Raw genomic sequence first — 16,640 nt, forward strand, 5'->3', positions numbered from 1 at the left:
GGGACGGGGGTTTTTTAAAAAACCCCCGTCCCCAGACGCGTTTCTCCCTGTCCCCAATTGATTTTATCTGCAAAAGAGTCTACAATAGTGTGGAAAACGAATGTGGAAAGTGGGGATAAGATGGCAGAAATCCGAAGGCGGTATGTGTTCCGCGGCAGGGTCCAGGGCGTAGGATTCCGTTACACGGCCAAGCATCTTGCAAGGTCTCTTCAGCTGACAGGATGGGTGCAGAACGAGTGGGACGGGACCGTGACGATGGAAGTGCAGGGACGCGAGACGCTGATCAACAAGCTGCTGACAGGCATCCACAATAACAGCTTTATCGAGATAGACTGGATAGATTCAGAAGATATCCCGCTGGAACGGGAGTCGGGCTTTGAGTCGAGATGAGCGCTTGTGCCAATCTGGTAAAAAGTAGTTATCCAAACATACGCTTTTATGATAGAATGTACTATATGGTAGACGTATACCGACACGAAGAGAGAAAGAGGGACGACATGGGGAAAAGTGAAGACAAGAAAGGCGTTAAGAACAGAATCGTATCGGCAGCGTGGCAGCTGTTCCACGACAAAGGATACAATGGGACTACCGTAGATGATATCATAGAACTTTCGGGCACATCCAAAGGTTCTTTCTATTACTATTTCAACACGAAGGATGAACTGCTCAATACACTGGCGTTTATCCTGGATGATTACTATGAGGAGCTGGAGCAGAACATGGATGCCGGCATGAACAGCTTTAAGAAGCTTTTGTATCTGAATGCCGAGATGCATGCCATGATGGAGGAGAAGATAAGCCTTGACCTGCTTGCGTCTCTTTACTCCACGCAGCTGGTGGCAGAAGGGCAGGTGCATCTGCTGGACAGCAACCGCAAATATTATAAGCTCATTACGAAGCTGGTAGAAGAAGGGCAGAGGCGGGGGCAGATACGCACCGATAAGACGGTCAGAGAGATTGTTAAATATTATGCCATGTGCGAGAGGGCGCTCGTATCCGACTGGTGCCTTAACAAAGGCAGCTACTCCCTTACGCAGTACAGCAAAGAATGCATGCCGGTCATGATGGAACACTTCAAAGCATAAAATGTCAGAGACGGTATGGAAACACGTTCAGGAAAAGAGGAAGAGATATGGTGATTCAGGGTTTACAGAAACTTACACTTTTGGATTATCCGGGGAAAGTGGCCTGTACGATATTTACGGCAGGATGTAACTTCCGGTGCCCTTTCTGCCACAACGCTTCACTTGTAGTGGACACATATAAGAACGAGGAAATCAAGCTGGATGATATATTTGCATTTCTGAAAAAGCGCATGGGAGTATTGGACGGGGTATGCGTAACCGGAGGAGAACCCTTGATTCAGTCTGATATAGAACCGTTTCTGCGGCGGATAAAGGAGATGGGCTATGCTGTAAAGCTGGATACGAACGGAAGCTTTCCGGATAAGCTCAGGAAGCTTGTGGACGAAAAGCTTGTGGATTATGTAGCAATGGACATCAAGAACTCCCAGGAGAACTATGGGAAGACCATCGGTATCCAGGACTATGACATACGGAACATACACAGGAGCGTCCAATATCTGCTGAGCGATGCCGTGCCATATGAGTTCCGTACGACGGTCGTCCTGGAGTTCCACCAGCGTTCGGACTTTGAGTCCATAGGCAGATGGATCAAAGGGGCAAAACGTTATTATCTCCAGCAGTTTGTGGATTCCGGAGATTTGATCCGGGAAGGGCTTCACGGATACGATAAGGTGATTATGGAACAGGCGCTCGAGGTGGTGGGCAAGTACGTACAGACCGCGGAAATACGTGGGTTATAGCAAAACTATACAATAACAACATGTTGTGAAAGAATTAAATTTGTGCACAATATGTTGTTATTTTTATTGACTGCCATACAAGAAGAGTGGTAAGATAAAAGAACCGAACAAATGAAGATTGAAGTTCTTAAAAGGACAGAAGAAAAAAAGAATAAGTGGGGAGGCTCTATCATGTATCAAGTAACAAAGAGAGACGGTCAGATAGCTAAATTTGACATTACAAAGATCAGCGAGGCAATCAGAAGGGCATTTACGGCCCAGGAAAAAGAGTATAACCAGGACATCATCGATCTGCTGGCGCTGAAAGTTACCGCTGATTTTGAACCGAAGATAAAGAATTCACTCGTCCAGGTGGAGGACATCCAGGACAGCGTCGAGGCAGTCCTTATCAAAGCGGGATATGCAGATGTGGCGAAAGGCTATATCCTGTACAGGAAACAGAGAGAGAAGATTCGTAATCTGAATTCTACGATGCTCGATTACAGAGAGATCGTGGACAGCTACGTCAAAGTTACGGACTGGCGTGTAAAGGAGAATTCTACAGTCACATATTCGGTCGGTGGGCTTATCTTAAGCAATTCAGGGGCCATAACCGCCAATTACTGGCTGTCTGAGATTTACGATGATGAGATTGGACAGGCACACAGGGATGCCGATATCCATATCCATGATCTGTCTATGCTCACAGGCTACTGTGCAGGCTGGTCGCTGAAGCAGCTCATCCAGGAAGGGCTTGGAGGAATACCGGGAAAGATATCCTCATCGCCGGCTAAGCATCTGAGCGTGCTCTGCAACCAGATGGTCAATTTCCTTGGAATCATGCAGAACGAGTGGGCGGGTGCGCAGGCGTTCTCATCCTTCGACACATATCTGGCACCGTTTGTAAAAGTAGATCATCTTGAGTACGAAGATGTGAAGAAATGTATCGAGTCATTCATCTATGGCGTCAATACGCCGTCCCGGTGGGGGACGCAGGCACCATTTTCCAATATCACGCTCGACTGGACCGTGCCGAACGATCTTGTCAACATGCCGGCTATCGTCGGCGGAAAAGAGATGGATTTCACATACGGGGACTGTAAGAAGGAGATGGATCTGGTCAACAAGGCATTTATACAGATTATGATCGAAGGAGATGCCCACGGACGCGGATTCCAGTATCCGATTCCGACCTATTCCATCACAAGCGATTTCGACTGGTCTGAGACAGAGAACAATAAGCTCCTCTTCGAGATGACGGCCAAATACGGGACACCTTATTTCTCTAACTATATCAACAGCGATATGGAGCCAAGTGATGTCAGGAGCATGTGCTGCAGGCTTCGGCTGGATTTAAGAGAGCTCCGGAAGAAATCAGGCGGCTTCTTTGGCAGCGGCGAGAGCACAGGTTCTGTCGGTGTCGTGACGATAAACATGCCGAGAATCGCATATCAGTCAGCGAGCGAAGAAGAATTCTTTACCCGTCTCGACAAGATGATGGATATCTCTGCCCGTTCGCTTCATGTAAAGCGTACCGTCATCACGAAGCTGCTCGATGAAGGGCTCTATCCGTATACAAAGAGATACCTGGGCACATTTGACAACCATTTTTCAACGATTGGGCTGATCGGCATGAACGAAGCGGGCCTGAATGCAAAATGGATCGGGAAGGACATGACGCACTTGGAGACGCAGGAATTTTCCAAGAAAGTGCTGAACCATATGAGAGAGAGGCTGTCAGGCTATCAGGAAGAGTACGGCGAGCTTTATAATCTGGAGGCGACGCCGGCAGAATCCACAACCTACAGATTTGCCAAGCATGATGTGGCACAGTTCCAGGACATCATCACGGCAGCGGAAGGAGACGGGACTCCGTATTATACGAACAGTTCACACCTGCCCGTAGGATATACCGAAGACATATTTGAAGCGCTTGATATCCAGGATGAGCTTCAGTCATTATATACGTCCGGGACAGTATTCCACGCGTTCCTGGGGGAAAAGCTTCCCGACTGGAAGTCAGCGGCTTCGCTCGTTAAGAAGATAGCGGAAAATTACAAGCTTCCTTATTATACGATGTCTCCGACCTATTCCATCTGCAAGAACCATGGATATATCAACGGAGAAGAGTACAGCTGTCCGGAATGCGGAGAGACGACAGAAGTATACAGCAGAATCACCGGATATTACCGTCCGGTACAGAACTGGAATGACGGAAAGTCGCAGGAGTTCAAGGATAGGAAGGTTTATGACCTGAATCATTCTAAACTGCATATTACGTCAAAAACAGGGGAACCTATTGATGAAGTGCCGGAACAGGCGGCAGAAGAGCCGCAGAAGATTCTCTTCACTACAAAGACATGTCCGAACTGCACGGTGGCAAAGTCTATGCTGGAAAAGGCGCATATAGACTATGTGCTTGTAGATGCAGAAGAGCATGCGGATCTTGTTGAAAAGTATGGTGTTAAGCAGGCACCTACCCTTATAGTCATCGGTGAGAATGGTGTGGAGAAGCTGGCAAATGCATCGAACATTAAAAAATATACAGAGGGTAATTGATTCAAATACCCTCGTAAGGAGGTAGTCCTATGTATGATATTGTAATTGTCGGAGGCGGAACTGCCGGAATGACAGCTGCGATTTATGGACTGCGTGCGGGGAAAAAAGTATTGCTCATCGAAGGAACAACCTTCGGTGGGCAAATTACGTTATCTCCTCACGTAGAGAATTATCCTGGAATAGCAGAAGTGAGCGGCAGCCAATTTGCGACAGCCATGGCAGAACAGGCCTCTGCACTGGGAGCAGAGCTGGAATATACGAAGGTGAAGTCTGTCAGGAAAGACGGCGGGAATAAGATTGTCGTGACGGAGGACAAAGAGATACCGTGCAGGACAGTGATCCTTGCAACGGGGGTATCCCACCGCCACCTTGGAGTACCCCGGGAAGAGGAACTTGTAGGGGCTGGCGTGTCCTACTGCGCAGTCTGTGACGGCGCGTTCTTCAAAGGCAGCGATGTGGCTGTCGTGGGGGGCGGAAGTACGGCGCTCCAGGATGCCGTATTTCTGAGCGAATACTGCAGCCATGTGTATGTCGTCCACAGGAGGGATGAATTCCGTGGCGAGAAACATCTTGTAGAGACGCTGAGCGCCAGAGACAATGTAACCTTTGTGCTGGACAGCGTAGTATCTGAAATCAAGGGTGAGGATGCAGTAGAGAGCATCCGTATCCTGAATAAGAAGACCGGCGGTACATCGGAGCTTAAGGTGGAAGGAATATTTATCGCGGTAGGGCAGAAGCCGAACAATGACCCGTTTGAGGAGATAGTGAAGCTGAATGACGAAGGTTATATCCTGGCGGCAGAAGACTGTATGACTTCCTGTCCCGGCATATTTGCGGCCGGGGACTGCCGCACGAAAGAGGTGCGGCAGCTGACGACAGCAGCGGCGGACGGTTCTGTCGCGGCCCTTGCGGCCTGCAGATACATTGAAGAGATGAATGTGTAGAGCAGAGAAGGCACGGGGATATCACATAAAGTGGCATCCCCGTGCCTGAGTATACTTTTGACAGCCTTTTGATCTACTGCAGATTTTTTTTCAGCGCGCTGTCCTTTCCGATTCCAAAATGATCGGCCTTCAATATGTCAAATGATTTTTCGTATTCGCCTTTTCTCATATGACGTACCATCTTTTTCAGATTCTCATTCGTCTTCGGAATGCGCATCCCGTTTTTGATCGAATACTGGCCCATCCGTATGAGCTCGGACAGATTCATCTCATATATCTTGTTGATGCGGTCATTTTCAAATATACTGATGATTTCCATATGCATGGCCGTATCGGCCACTTCCCACTCATAGACATCACCTGCCGCGGCGCACATACGCACGACCTTCTCTTCAATCCGGTAAGAGAACTCTTCATAGCGCCCCAAAGTAAAGATCATCTTAAAAGCAGCGCCTTCGAGCAGTTCTCTCAACTGATAGATTTCATTGATGTCTTTATCTGATATCTCCTTTACGGTCATGGACTTATAATAGTCGGTGACGATAAGCCCTTCTGCCTGGAGCATTCTTATTGCGGTCCGGACAGGGCTCCGGCTCATGCCGAGCTCTTTTGTCAGCATAGCTTCGGTAAGAGACATTCCGGGGGGATAGCTAAGATTCAGGATATTTGCTTTGATTTTCTCATATGCCTGATCGGCCAGAGAAGTGGTCTTTTCAGCCATTGGATACCTCTCTTCTATTTGATATATTGGACAGTTAAAGTGATAAAGTATACATTGATTTGTATTGTATACAAAGTATAACGTGATTTTAAGGTAAACACAAGATTATTTTTTAAACATATTGACTTTCGGTATAGGCGGTGCTATATTGGATATAGAAAATTGTATACAAATTATTTTAATGTATACAAAGTGTCATAATATATCCAGAGAGGAAGGTATGAAAGATGAAGTTAGGATTTATAGGTACAGGCAATATGGCATCTGCAATCATGGGAGGCATCATCAATAAACAGATTATTCCGGCTAAGGAGATTATCGGAGCAGACTTGTTTGCCCCGGGAAGAGAGAAAGCTCAGAAGCAGTTTGGAATTCATGTGACAGACAGCAACAAAGAGGTGGTATCTAAGGCGGAGGTGATTGTCCTCTCTGTAAAGCCTCAGTTTTATGAAGACGTTATCAACGAGATTAAGGATGATATAAGAGAGAGCCAGATTGTTATCACAATTGCGCCCGGCAAGACGCTTTCCTGGCTTGAAGAGAAGTTTGGAAAACCGGTTAAGATCGTACGTACCATGCCAAATACGCCGGCTATGGTCGGGGAAGGCATGACAGCTGCATGCCCGAACGGCCACATGGATGAACAGGGGATAACATATGTGAAGAAGCTTCTGGAAAGCTTCAGCCAGGTCGAAATCGTTCCGGAACGGCTGATGGACGCGGTTGTCTCAGTCAGCGGAAGTTCTCCGGCTTACGTGTTCGTACTTATTGAAGCGATGGCGGATGCAGCCGTGTCAGGAGGGATGCCAAGGCCACAGGCATATAAATTTGCTGCACAGGCCGTACTCGGAAGCGCCAAGATGGTACTGGAGACGGGGAAGCATCCGGGAGAACTGAAAGATATGGTATGCTCACCGGCAGGAACCACGATTGAAGCCGTGCGCGTGCTGGAAGAAAGAGGGTTCAGAAGTGCTGTGATCGAGGCGATGAAAGTATGTGAAGACATATCAAAGAGCTTGTAGGCTACAGCAATTAGACAGAGGGCAGTCTCCGCGGAGGACTGCCTTTCGTCAATATCATAAGACTACGTTAGTGCATAAATATCAATTTAGTCTGCGTGAACAGAGAAATTAACAGAAAATAAAAATAAATACAAAAAAGATATTGACAAATATATAAAACTGGTATATTATATAAACATAAATAGTAAACAAGATAAGAAAACAGATAAAACATTTGTTGGAAGTGAGTTTATTATTGAAATTTGAAAGATGCATTCATGCAGAGATAAATTTTTAATAATATTGATTGGTAATGTGATTCGGAAGATGAAAAGTATTGATTGGATGTAAGAAGTTCAGTAAGTATAGCATATCAAGCAAATAAATTATTAAAAAATATTATCGAAGAGTGAAGCGGATTTCAAAGAAATAGTTTAAGAAAGGAAGGTACGGACCACCAAAAAATTAAACTATGTTACTGATTCAGAGTAATCAGAAAAAATTTTACCAAAAGAAAGGGTAAAAGAATGATTGAAGAATCAAAGTAAGGATGGGTGTCATTATTTCATATAATTGATGCCCATCTTTACTGTCCTTTTATGTCCTGTTATAATAGGGTACGTAATGATAAAGACTTTGGACTTATAGTTCAATGAGGCAAGGACAGACGGAGACGACGATATGCCAAAAGCTTATAACCAGAAAATGAAACTGCTGTATCTCATGGATCTGCTGGACAGGCAGACAGATATGGGACATACGATAACGATGAAAGAAATCTTGTCCGCGCTGGAGGCAAACGGTATCCAGGCGGCCAGAAAAAGCATATACAGCGATATTGAGACGCTCAGGCAGTACGGCATGGATATTGAATACAGGAAAGAGCAGCCGGAAGGATACTACATGGCAAGCCACAGCTTTGAACTGGCAGAGCTTAAGCTGCTTGTGGATGCGGTGCAGTCATCCCGGTTCATCACGGAAAAGAAGTCCAGAAGCTTGATTAAGAAGATCGAGGGGCTGGCGAGCAGATATGAGGCGTCCTGCCTGCAGAGGCAGGTGTATGTATCCGACCGCATCAAGACGATGAATGAGAGCATCTATTACAATGTTGATAAGATTCATGCCGCCATATCGGAAAATTCTAAAATCAGGTTCCAGTATACGCAGTGGACGATAGATAAGACGACCGCGCTGCGCAATGAAGGGAAGTTCTATCATATCAGCCCGTGGGCGCTCAACTGGACCGAGGAGAACTATTATTTGATAGGCTATGACGCAGGGAAAAGCGCACTGAGACATTTCAGAGTAGACAAGATGCTGAAGATAGAAGTTATGAAGGAGCGAAGAGAGGGCGAAGAGACATTCCGGGATTTTGATCCCGGGAGATATTCCAGAAAGACATTTGGGATGTTCGCGGGAAAGGAAGAGACGGTGACTATCCGCTTTCCGAACCGTCTGATCGGAGTTGTCCTCGACCGGTTCGGAAAGTCCGTTCCGGTAAAGAGAGATGGGGAGGAATTCTTTACAGCCAGGGTGCAGGTGGCTGTGAGCGAACAGTTTTTTGGGTGGTTAACAGGATTGGGAAAAGATGTTATAATAGTGTCACCTGAGGAGGTTGCGGGGGAGCACAGGAGACTTCTTTCGGGAATCATAGATGCGTACTCCTGTGGTACATGACAGGTACTGCAGGTGTGGATAATTAATAGGGAACAAAGGAGAAGAAGATATGGATATGGTAAACTTAAATGACATGATTGGCAACGCATTGGACGGGACGACGAAGCTCGTGACCTCAGGTGCCGCACAGGGGACAACGGCACTTATCGTCGCTGTCGTGATAGGCGCCTTGGTATGCCTGTTCGGGCTGAAGCTGGTGAAGCTTCTAACAGCAGCAGCAGGGGCTGTCATCGGTGCAGGGATAGGAGTATCTGTGGCGATTGGGCTGGGGCTGACGAAGATTTCCTTTTTGGCAGCAGTGATTGCAGGCGCCGTCATATTAGGTGCGCTGGCTTTCTTCTTGTACAAGTTTGGCGTATTTCTTATGGTGATGGCCTATGTGTTCGGCGTGTGTGCGATGCTGCTGGATCCGGATTCTATTATCCCGCTCGTTATCAGCATCGTGATAGCGGTAGTATTTGCGGTACTTGCGGTAATCTATATAGAGCCAATCGTCATCATCGTCACAGGATTGTCGGGCGGTATCTTAGCAGGGGCGGCGGCAGCTGAACTTGCAGGGATTACGGAAAACGCATGGATTGGGCTGGCAATCGGTGCCGTGGCTGCAGTCATCGGTATCAGCGTCCAGTTTATGATGCACTCCAGAAAGATAGGGAAGACGGAGAAGGTACATGCAAAGAAGTTCAAAGAACAAGTATCCAGGGAGTCTGAAGTGGAGAAGGCAAGAATGATACTGGACGAGGACGCGGATGAAAATGAGGATGAAGAAAGCTAAGTCCTGTTTATGACACACCTCTCCTGCTATAGTATGAGCTATGGCAGGGGAGGTGCTTTATTATGTATAAAATTTTGAAAATGATATTGCTTATCGCGGGGTTCATGATGCAGGCTGTGTCAGTGATCATGTTCGGCTTTACAGAAATCAATATTTCCGGATACATGTATATGGCTGTATGGGTAATATGTGGCGTCCTCATCAAGTATTCTCTGCAGTCGCTGTCCTCAGACAGTAAGGCAAATTAACCCATATGGACGGTGTTTGGTTGTAATTTACGGCGGATGTGATATAATATAAACATAAAAAACGAATAAAGGGGGCTTACTGATGAAGATAGATATGCACTGTCATGTAAAAGAAGGTTCGGTGGACAGCAGAGTAAGCTTGGATGAATATATCACAAAGTTGAAGGAGGAAGGCTTTGATGGGATGCTCATCACTGACCATGATACCTATAAAGGCTACCGTCACTGGAAATACAACATGAAGGACAAAGTGCATGAGGATTTTGTCGTGCTGAAGGGGATAGAGTACGATACATGCGATGCAGGGCACATCATCTGCATTATGCCGGAAGGCGTTAAGATGAGGCTGCTGGAGCTGCGTGGCCTGCCTGTGGCCGTATTGATAGATTTTGTGCACCGGCACGGGGGAATACTCGGTCCGGCTCATCCTTGCGGGGAGAAGTATCTTAGTTTTACGAACACGAAGAAGTTTTACAAATCGCCGGAAATCATAAAGCGTTTTGATTTTATAGAGGCCTTCAATTCCTGCGAGTCCGAGGAGTCTAATGAGGGCGCCGCAAAGCTTGCACGGAAGTACAAGAAGCCCGGAATCGGAGGAAGTGATTCCCACAAGCTGGACTGTGTGGGCAGAGGATATACCGTGCTGCCTGAGCATGTGACATGCGAGACGGAGCTCATATCCCTTATCCGACAGAAAGTGCCTGTTGAAGCAGGAGGAACCTTGTATGACAAGACGACCAAGGATAAGATCGGGAAGGTGAATAAGCTGCTCGTATATTCTTTCTGGTTCTATAACAAGGGCGGAGAGCTGCTCAAACGCCACAGAAGAAGACGGAAGGGTCAGGTGGAGAACCCGGTGGACCCGATTGATCCGATTGAGATTCCATACCTGGAACGGATGAAATAATAAGACAAGTCCTTTACAGCATATGTAGAGGACTTCTCTTATGTCTTATATATATTTGATTACAAAGGAGAAGACAGTAACATGTATGTTATGATGTGCCGGCTCTTTCAGAAGGTTATGAAGCTTGTTATGGATCACGTGCCTTTCTGGAGAAAGCCAAAGATGATAACCGGAAGGGACAGCCTTAAAAAGCTTCCTTCCATAATTAAGAAGAAAGGGATCCGCAATGTCCTGCTCGTAACCGATTCCGGCATAGCCGCGCTCGGGCTTCATACGCAGCTTGTGGAATGGATCCGGGAAGGAGGCGTCGAGTGCACGGTATATGACAGGACGGTAGCCAATCCGACTATTGCGAATGTTGAGGAAGCGCTCGCCTTGTATCAGGAGAATGACTGCCATGCAATCATCGCATTTGGGGGAGGCTCTCCAATGGACTGTGCGAAGGGGGTCGGCGCCAGGGTGGCGAGGCCGCGAAAGAAGATATCGTCTATGCGGGGAGAGCTAAAGGTTCTAAAGCCCATCCCGCTCCTTATTGCGATACCGACGACTGCAGGCACAGGCAGCGAGACGACACTTGCCGCGGTGCTGACGGACGAAACGACACATGAAAAGTACGCTATCAACGACTTTGTCCTCATTCCGCGGTATGCAGTGCTGGATCCGGTACTGACGAAGGGGCTGCCCAAGGATATCACGGCATCCACCGGAATGGATGCGCTGACTCATGCGGTAGAGGCTTACATAGGACGAAGCAATACGGCGGAGACGATAGAAGACAGTGTCGCGGCGGTAAAGCTTATTTTCCACAATCTGGAGAAAGCGTATGGCAGCGGAGAGGACATGGAGGCAAGGGAGAAGATGCAGAAGGCGTCCTTTCTTGCCGGAGCTGCGTTCACACGGGCATATGTCGGTTATGTACACGCGATAGCCCACAGCCTCGGCGGGGAATATGGAATCCCGCACGGGCTTGCCAATGCAGTAATCCTTCCATACGTGCTGGATGCTTATGGAAGCAGCATCTACATACAGCTTGCCGAGCTTGCGGATATTGTTAAGGTTGGACAGGAGCTTGAAGAAGACCAGGCGAAGGCGGAGGCATTTATCGCGGAGATACGTGCGATGAACCGGAGGATGGGAATACCGGAGAAGCTGGAAGGTATCAGGGAAGATGATATCGATATGCTGGCGAAAAGGGCGGCGAAAGAGGCGAATCCGCTTTATCCGGTACCAAAGATTATGAAAAAGGCACAGCTAAAGGAAATCTATTATCAGATTCGTGCATAGGAGGCAGAATATGGCAGATTATAAGGAAATGATCAAGAGGCAGAGAGCGTATTTCAGGGAAGGGGAGTGTAAAAGCATCGGCTTCAGGATTGCGCAGCTTACGAGGCTGAATGCCTGGATTTGTGAAAACGAAGAAGCCATAATGGAGGCGCTTCAGAAGGATCTGCACAAGTCGCCTTTTGAAGCTTATGCTACAGAGATTGGTATTGTGAAGGAAGAGATAAAATATACGCTGAAGCATCTGCGCAAGTGGGCCCGGCCGAAACGGGTTCCCACGCCGGTTACACAGTTTCCGTCACGCTCCTTTATCTATCCGGAGCCTTACGGAGTCGTGCTGATTATGTCGCCGTGGAACTATCCGTTCCAGCTGACGATAGCACCACTTGTCGGCGCCATATGTGCGGGCAACTGTGCCGTCGTGAAACCTTCTGCCTATTCCCCGCACACGTCCGATATCGTGGCGAGGATGGTCCGAGAACTTTTTCCGAAGAAGTATGTGGATGTAATTACAGGTGGAAGAAAGGAGAACGAGGCACTCCTGAACGAGCATTTTGATTATATATTCTTCACCGGCAGCGTGGATGTCGGCAGATACGTGATGGAAAAGGCGTCTAAGCACCTCACGCCCGTGAGTCTTGAACTGGGCGGAAAAAGCCCTTGTATCGTGGACGAGACGGCAGATATCAAGATGGCGGCAAAGCGTATCGTATGGGGAAAATTCCTGAATTCAGGCCAGACATGCGTTGCTCCGGATTACATATTAGTACAGAAGAGCGTTAAAGATAAGCTGCTGAAGCAGCTGGAAAAGAACATATACAAAATGTACGGCAAAGATGCCTGCCATAATGCCGAATATCCGAAGATGATCAATGACAAGCATTTTGACAGGGTGCTCGGGCTTATGAGAGGAACGCATATCGTATGCGGCGGCGGAAGCAGAAGCGATACGAGGCAGATAGAACCGACGGTAGTAGACCAGGTGAACTGGGACAGCCCGGTTATGCAGGAAGAAATCTTCGGTCCCGTGCTGCCTGTGCTCACCTTCTACGACATCAAAGAGGCGGCCGCCATGGTCAATGCCAGGCCCCGTCCTCTGGCGTTATACCTGTTTACGAAAGAAAAGAGAAGAGAAGCCTACATCTTAAGACATGTGTCCTACGGCGGCGGATGCATCAACGACACGGTCGTCCATCTGGCAACATCCCATATGCCGTTCGGCGGAGTTGGAAACAGCGGCATGGGCGGCTACCATGGCAAGGCGAGCTTTGATACATTCACGCATCAGAAGAGCATCATGAAAAAGTCGCTGCTCATAGACATACCTGTACGTTATGCACCATTTAAGAATAAACTGAATATACTGAAAAAGCTACAATAATCGAAAGGGGTCAGACCCCTGCATATGCAGGGGGTCTGACCCCTTTCAAAATTCTAAAACAATTGGCCGATTTGAAAGACAATTGTGCTTATTGTCCACGCTGTAAGCAGCTGGAAGAGGACGATTCCGAGCGTGCTTTTCCAGCTTTTCAATTCCCGGTGCATGGTCGCGATGGTGGCGGTGCATGGAACGTATAACAGACAGAAGACCATGAGCGCGTAAGCATTCAACGCGCCGAATCCCATGGAGCCAAGCGTCGTAACCATGGTGCCCATGCCGTGGGCGGTGGTGATGTTCTGGATGCCGAACAGTACGCTGCAGCTTGATACGACCACTTCTTTGGCGGCGATTCCGGCGATGAGGGCGACGATGATCTGCCACTGGCCGAGGCCGGCCGGCCGGAAGATCGGCACAATCGCTTTTCCGATTATAGAACCGAAGCTCTCAGTGATGTCAGTTACGTATCCGCCTGGGCCGAAGTTCAGGATGCCCCACATGATGACCGACGCTATGAAGATGACGGTGCCGGCCTTGGTCAAATAGTCTTTTATCTTTTCCCATACATAGATGGCGATGGTGCGTGCATTCGGGGCCTTGTACTCTGGCAGTTCAATCAGAAGGGCGTGTTCTGCCTTGCTCCCATCCATTTTAGACAAGATAAAAGCAGTGGTGATAGCCACGACGATGCCGAGCACATACATGGAATAGCAGACGATCATGGCATGCTTTCCAAAAAACATGGAGGAAAACAGGACATATATAGGCAGCCTGGCACTGCAGGACATAAAAGGTGTGACAAGTATCGTCTTGAACCGGTCCCTCTTATGTTCCAACGCGCGGGAAGCCATGATAGCAGGAACCGAACACCCGAAGCCGAGGAGCAGGGGAAGGAACGCCCGTCCCGACAGGCCGAGCCGGCTCATGATATCGTCCATGATGAATGCGACGCGTGCCATATATCCACTGTCCTCGAGTAACGCCAGTGCAAGGAACAGTATGAATATGTTTGGTAGAAAGGTGAGTATCCCTCCAACGCCGGAAATGATTCCATCCACGACGAGAGAAGTCATCATTTCGCCGGTATTGGCAGAGGCAAGCCCGGCTGAGACGGCTGCCGACAGCGCCTCCAGCGCAATCTCGAAGTATCCTTTCAGCCAGTCGCCGATGGTAAAGGTGAAGAAGAATACGAGTGCCATGATGCCGAGAAATATGGGAAGCCCGAGCCACCGGCTTGTCAGATACCGGTCTATCTTGTCGGTAGAAGCCTCCTTCCTTGATTTGTTAACGAGCACTTCACTGATAATCTCCTCTATGAAATTGTATTTCTGGTTGATGATATCCTTCTCATAGCTGCGGTCCACCGTGTTACCCAGATCAAGAGGGTAGGCGTTGGTGATTCCCTTGTCCTGTTCCAGTATCTTGATGGCATGCCAGCGTTTGTTATCCAGATGCGGATAGCTCCGGCTGAGCGCGGAGATGATGAGATCTATCTTGTCTTCTATGTAGTCTTCATATACCATGGCATATTCTTCGTGATGATTGTGCCGGTGTGAAGATTGGAGTCCGGGATGATGATGAATCAGAGGCCCCTGCCTGTCGTATTCTTTGTGGTGGGAGACGGCATGCATGAGGATGGAAAGGCCGGTCTTCTTTCTGGCAGATACTGGAATTGCGGGAACACCGAGCATCTCAGGGAGCCTGTGGAGGTCAATCTCCATACCGCGTTCCTCTACGATATCCATCATATTTAATGCCAGAACGACCGGTTTGCCAAGCTCTATGAGCTGGAGCGTCAGATATAGGTTACGTTCCAGGCTGGATGCATCTATCACGTCTATGATGACATCCACCTCATCGCTCATAATGCATTCCCTTGATACGGTCTCTTCCATCGTATATGATGTAAGGCTATATATGCCCGGGAGGTCGATAAGCTTGAATTCCTGCCCTTTATATGTAGCACGCCCTTCTTTCTTTTCCACAGTGACACCCGGCCAGTTGGCCACCTTTAGGTTGGCGCCTGTAAAGGCGTTGAACAGGGTCGTCTTTCCGCAGTTCGGATTACCTATGAAGCCTACGTTGATGGTCTTCCTCATTGCTCCGCCACCTCCCGTACTTCAATATGGTCGGCAATCCTTCTGCCCATGGCAAAGCGGGTGCCCCGGAACTTTGCCGTCAGGGATCCCTTTTTGTCATTGTTCAATACTGTAATCTGTGTACCTTCTGTCAGACCGAGCGCCTCGAGTCGGCGTTCCAGGCCAAGCTCGATATCAATCGACTTGACCTCATAGGTCTGGTTGTTTTTTCCTTGCTTCAGTGTCATATCGGAATAGCTCCTATAATGTTATTGATAATTATTATCTATTACATTGCATATCATACCACTATTTGACGTAAATGGCAATGTGAAGTATACTATAAACACTATAAAAAGGAGCAGGATGGAGCGGACTTATGCAGGTGTATTTTTTCATTTTATATTTCTTCACTTACGGATTTCTCGGGTGGTGTACAGAGGTGGCTTATGCGACGACAAAGCAGCATAAGTTCGTAAACCGGGGATTTTTAAATGGCCCTATATGTCCAATCTACGGCATCGGCGTCGGCGTTGTCGTACAGTTCCTGACACCGGTGAGGGAGAATCTCATCCTGCTTTATATTACGTCCACCTTACTTGTCACATTGATTGAATGGGTGACTGGTTTTCTGATGGACAAGATCTTCCATCACAAGTGGTGGGATTATTCTGGACAGCCGCTGAACATAGGCGGGTATGTCTGCCTGTTATTTTCACTCGTCTGGGGCGCAGCCTGCGTCTTGATTGTAAAAATAATCCATCCCCTCATACATAAGGGGCTTTCCCTGCTTCCGACAGCAGCTGGCATCATACTGATAGCTGTGCTTGGGGCAGTGCTCATATCAGACATCTATGTCACGGCATCCGGTATACTGAAGCTGAACCGGCGCCTGGAGATGATGGAGCGGATTGCCGCAGAGCTGCGGGAGCTTTCTGATAAAGTGGGCGAGAATATCCATGAAAATGTGATGGAGACGATGGAAGTTACAGAAGAGATCAAAGAGAGACTGGAAGCAGCTACGGAAGAACAGAAAAGCCGGGTTGCAGATTTGAAAGAAAAATACAGAGAACTGGCGGAGCACGGGACAAAAGTGAGTAACCGTCTGCTGAAGGCCTTCCCGAAGATGGAATCGAGAAAGCATAAAGATATATTGAAAGAGATTCAGATGAAGATACTTAAGAAATAAATGGGGGTTTAGTGAAGTGGACGCCGACTTTGTCAAGTTAAGTGTGTAAATTTTATATTTTATTTTGGCAGCTGAATC

The 16,640-nt window shown here is 47.9% G+C and carries 16 protein-coding genes; 13 read left to right on the plus strand and 3 right to left on the minus strand.

The window, feature by feature from the left end:
* Positions 1-120: 120 nt before the first annotated feature.
* The 5 genes from HJV72_RS18065 to trxB all read left to right on the plus strand — a co-directional run bounded on the left by HJV72_RS18065 (position 121) and on the right by trxB (position 5,307).
* Positions 121-390 carry an acylphosphatase gene (locus tag HJV72_RS18065; RefSeq protein ID WP_208073151.1) on the plus strand — a complete coding sequence of 90 codons (270 nt, stop codon included), beginning with the start codon at positions 121-123 and terminating at the stop codon, positions 388-390.
* 107 nt (positions 391-497) lie between these two features.
* Positions 498-1,085, plus strand: a complete 588-nt coding sequence (locus HJV72_RS18070) for a TetR/AcrR family transcriptional regulator (RefSeq protein ID WP_208073119.1) — start codon at positions 498-500, stop codon at positions 1,083-1,085.
* A 47-nt stretch (positions 1,086-1,132) separates the two neighbouring features.
* Positions 1,133-1,825 carry an anaerobic ribonucleoside-triphosphate reductase activating protein gene (locus HJV72_RS18075; protein ID WP_208073121.1) on the plus strand — a complete coding sequence of 231 codons (693 nt, stop codon included), beginning with the start codon at positions 1,133-1,135 and terminating at the stop codon, positions 1,823-1,825.
* Between the two features lie 171 nt (positions 1,826-1,996).
* Positions 1,997-4,363: a ribonucleoside triphosphate reductase gene (locus HJV72_RS18080; protein WP_208073124.1), complete on the plus strand. Its 2,367-nt coding sequence runs from the start codon at positions 1,997-1,999 to the stop codon at positions 4,361-4,363.
* Positions 4,364-4,392: 29 nt separating this feature from the next.
* Positions 4,393-5,307 (plus strand): thioredoxin-disulfide reductase, encoded by a 915-nt coding sequence (gene trxB / locus HJV72_RS18085; RefSeq protein WP_208073126.1) that lies wholly within the window; start codon positions 4,393-4,395, stop codon positions 5,305-5,307.
* Positions 5,308-5,380: 73 nt separating this feature from the next.
* On the opposite strand, the gene HJV72_RS18090 is transcribed toward trxB, so the two are convergent.
* Positions 5,381-6,028: a GntR family transcriptional regulator gene (locus HJV72_RS18090; RefSeq protein WP_208073128.1), complete on the minus strand. Its 648-nt coding sequence runs from the start codon at positions 6,026-6,028 to the stop codon at positions 5,381-5,383.
* 227 nt (positions 6,029-6,255) lie between these two features.
* Between HJV72_RS18090 and proC the strand changes: the two genes are divergently transcribed.
* The 7 genes from proC (at position 6,256) to HJV72_RS18125 (ending at position 13,298) form a co-directional block, all read left to right on the plus strand.
* Positions 6,256-7,050, plus strand: a complete 795-nt coding sequence (proC, locus tag HJV72_RS18095; protein ID WP_208073130.1) for a pyrroline-5-carboxylate reductase — start codon at positions 6,256-6,258, stop codon at positions 7,048-7,050.
* Positions 7,051-7,710: 660 nt separating this feature from the next.
* Complete coding sequence (locus HJV72_RS18100; RefSeq protein ID WP_208073132.1) at positions 7,711-8,706, plus strand: helix-turn-helix transcriptional regulator; 996 nt, start codon at positions 7,711-7,713, stop codon at positions 8,704-8,706.
* A 49-nt stretch (positions 8,707-8,755) separates the two neighbouring features.
* Positions 8,756-9,481 (plus strand): hypothetical protein, encoded by a 726-nt coding sequence (locus HJV72_RS18105; protein ID WP_208073134.1) that lies wholly within the window; start codon positions 8,756-8,758, stop codon positions 9,479-9,481.
* Between the two features lie 62 nt (positions 9,482-9,543).
* Complete coding sequence (locus tag HJV72_RS18110; RefSeq protein WP_208073136.1) at positions 9,544-9,729, plus strand: hypothetical protein; 186 nt, start codon at positions 9,544-9,546, stop codon at positions 9,727-9,729.
* A gap of 82 nt (positions 9,730-9,811) precedes the next feature.
* Positions 9,812-10,636: a PHP domain-containing protein gene (locus HJV72_RS18115; protein WP_208073138.1), complete on the plus strand. Its 825-nt coding sequence runs from the start codon at positions 9,812-9,814 to the stop codon at positions 10,634-10,636.
* Between the two features lie 81 nt (positions 10,637-10,717).
* On the plus strand, positions 10,718-11,920 hold the full coding sequence (locus tag HJV72_RS18120) for an iron-containing alcohol dehydrogenase (protein ID WP_208073140.1): 1,203 nt from the start codon (positions 10,718-10,720) through the stop codon (positions 11,918-11,920).
* Positions 11,921-11,930: 10 nt separating this feature from the next.
* Positions 11,931-13,298: an aldehyde dehydrogenase gene (locus HJV72_RS18125; protein WP_208073143.1), complete on the plus strand. Its 1,368-nt coding sequence runs from the start codon at positions 11,931-11,933 to the stop codon at positions 13,296-13,298.
* 53 nt (positions 13,299-13,351) lie between these two features.
* Here the strand turns inward: HJV72_RS18125 and feoB are convergent, their stop codons facing one another.
* Entirely contained in the window at positions 13,352-15,394 is a 2,043-nt protein-coding gene (feoB, locus tag HJV72_RS18130) for a ferrous iron transport protein B (RefSeq protein WP_208073145.1), read from the minus strand.
* Positions 15,391-15,621 carry a FeoA family protein gene (locus HJV72_RS18135; RefSeq protein ID WP_208073147.1) on the minus strand — a complete coding sequence of 77 codons (231 nt, stop codon included), beginning with the start codon at positions 15,619-15,621 and terminating at the stop codon, positions 15,391-15,393. Before HJV72_RS18135 ends, feoB begins: the two co-directional genes overlap by 4 nt.
* A gap of 131 nt (positions 15,622-15,752) precedes the next feature.
* On the opposite strand from HJV72_RS18135, the gene HJV72_RS18140 reads away from it, so the two are divergent.
* Positions 15,753-16,562, plus strand: a complete 810-nt coding sequence (locus tag HJV72_RS18140) for a putative ABC transporter permease (RefSeq protein ID WP_208073149.1) — start codon at positions 15,753-15,755, stop codon at positions 16,560-16,562.
* Positions 16,563-16,640 lie beyond the last annotated feature (78 nt).

It is taken from the genome of Extibacter sp. GGCC_0201 (genome assembly GCF_017566055.1).
GTDB lineage: Bacteria > Bacillota > Clostridia > Lachnospirales > Lachnospiraceae > Extibacter.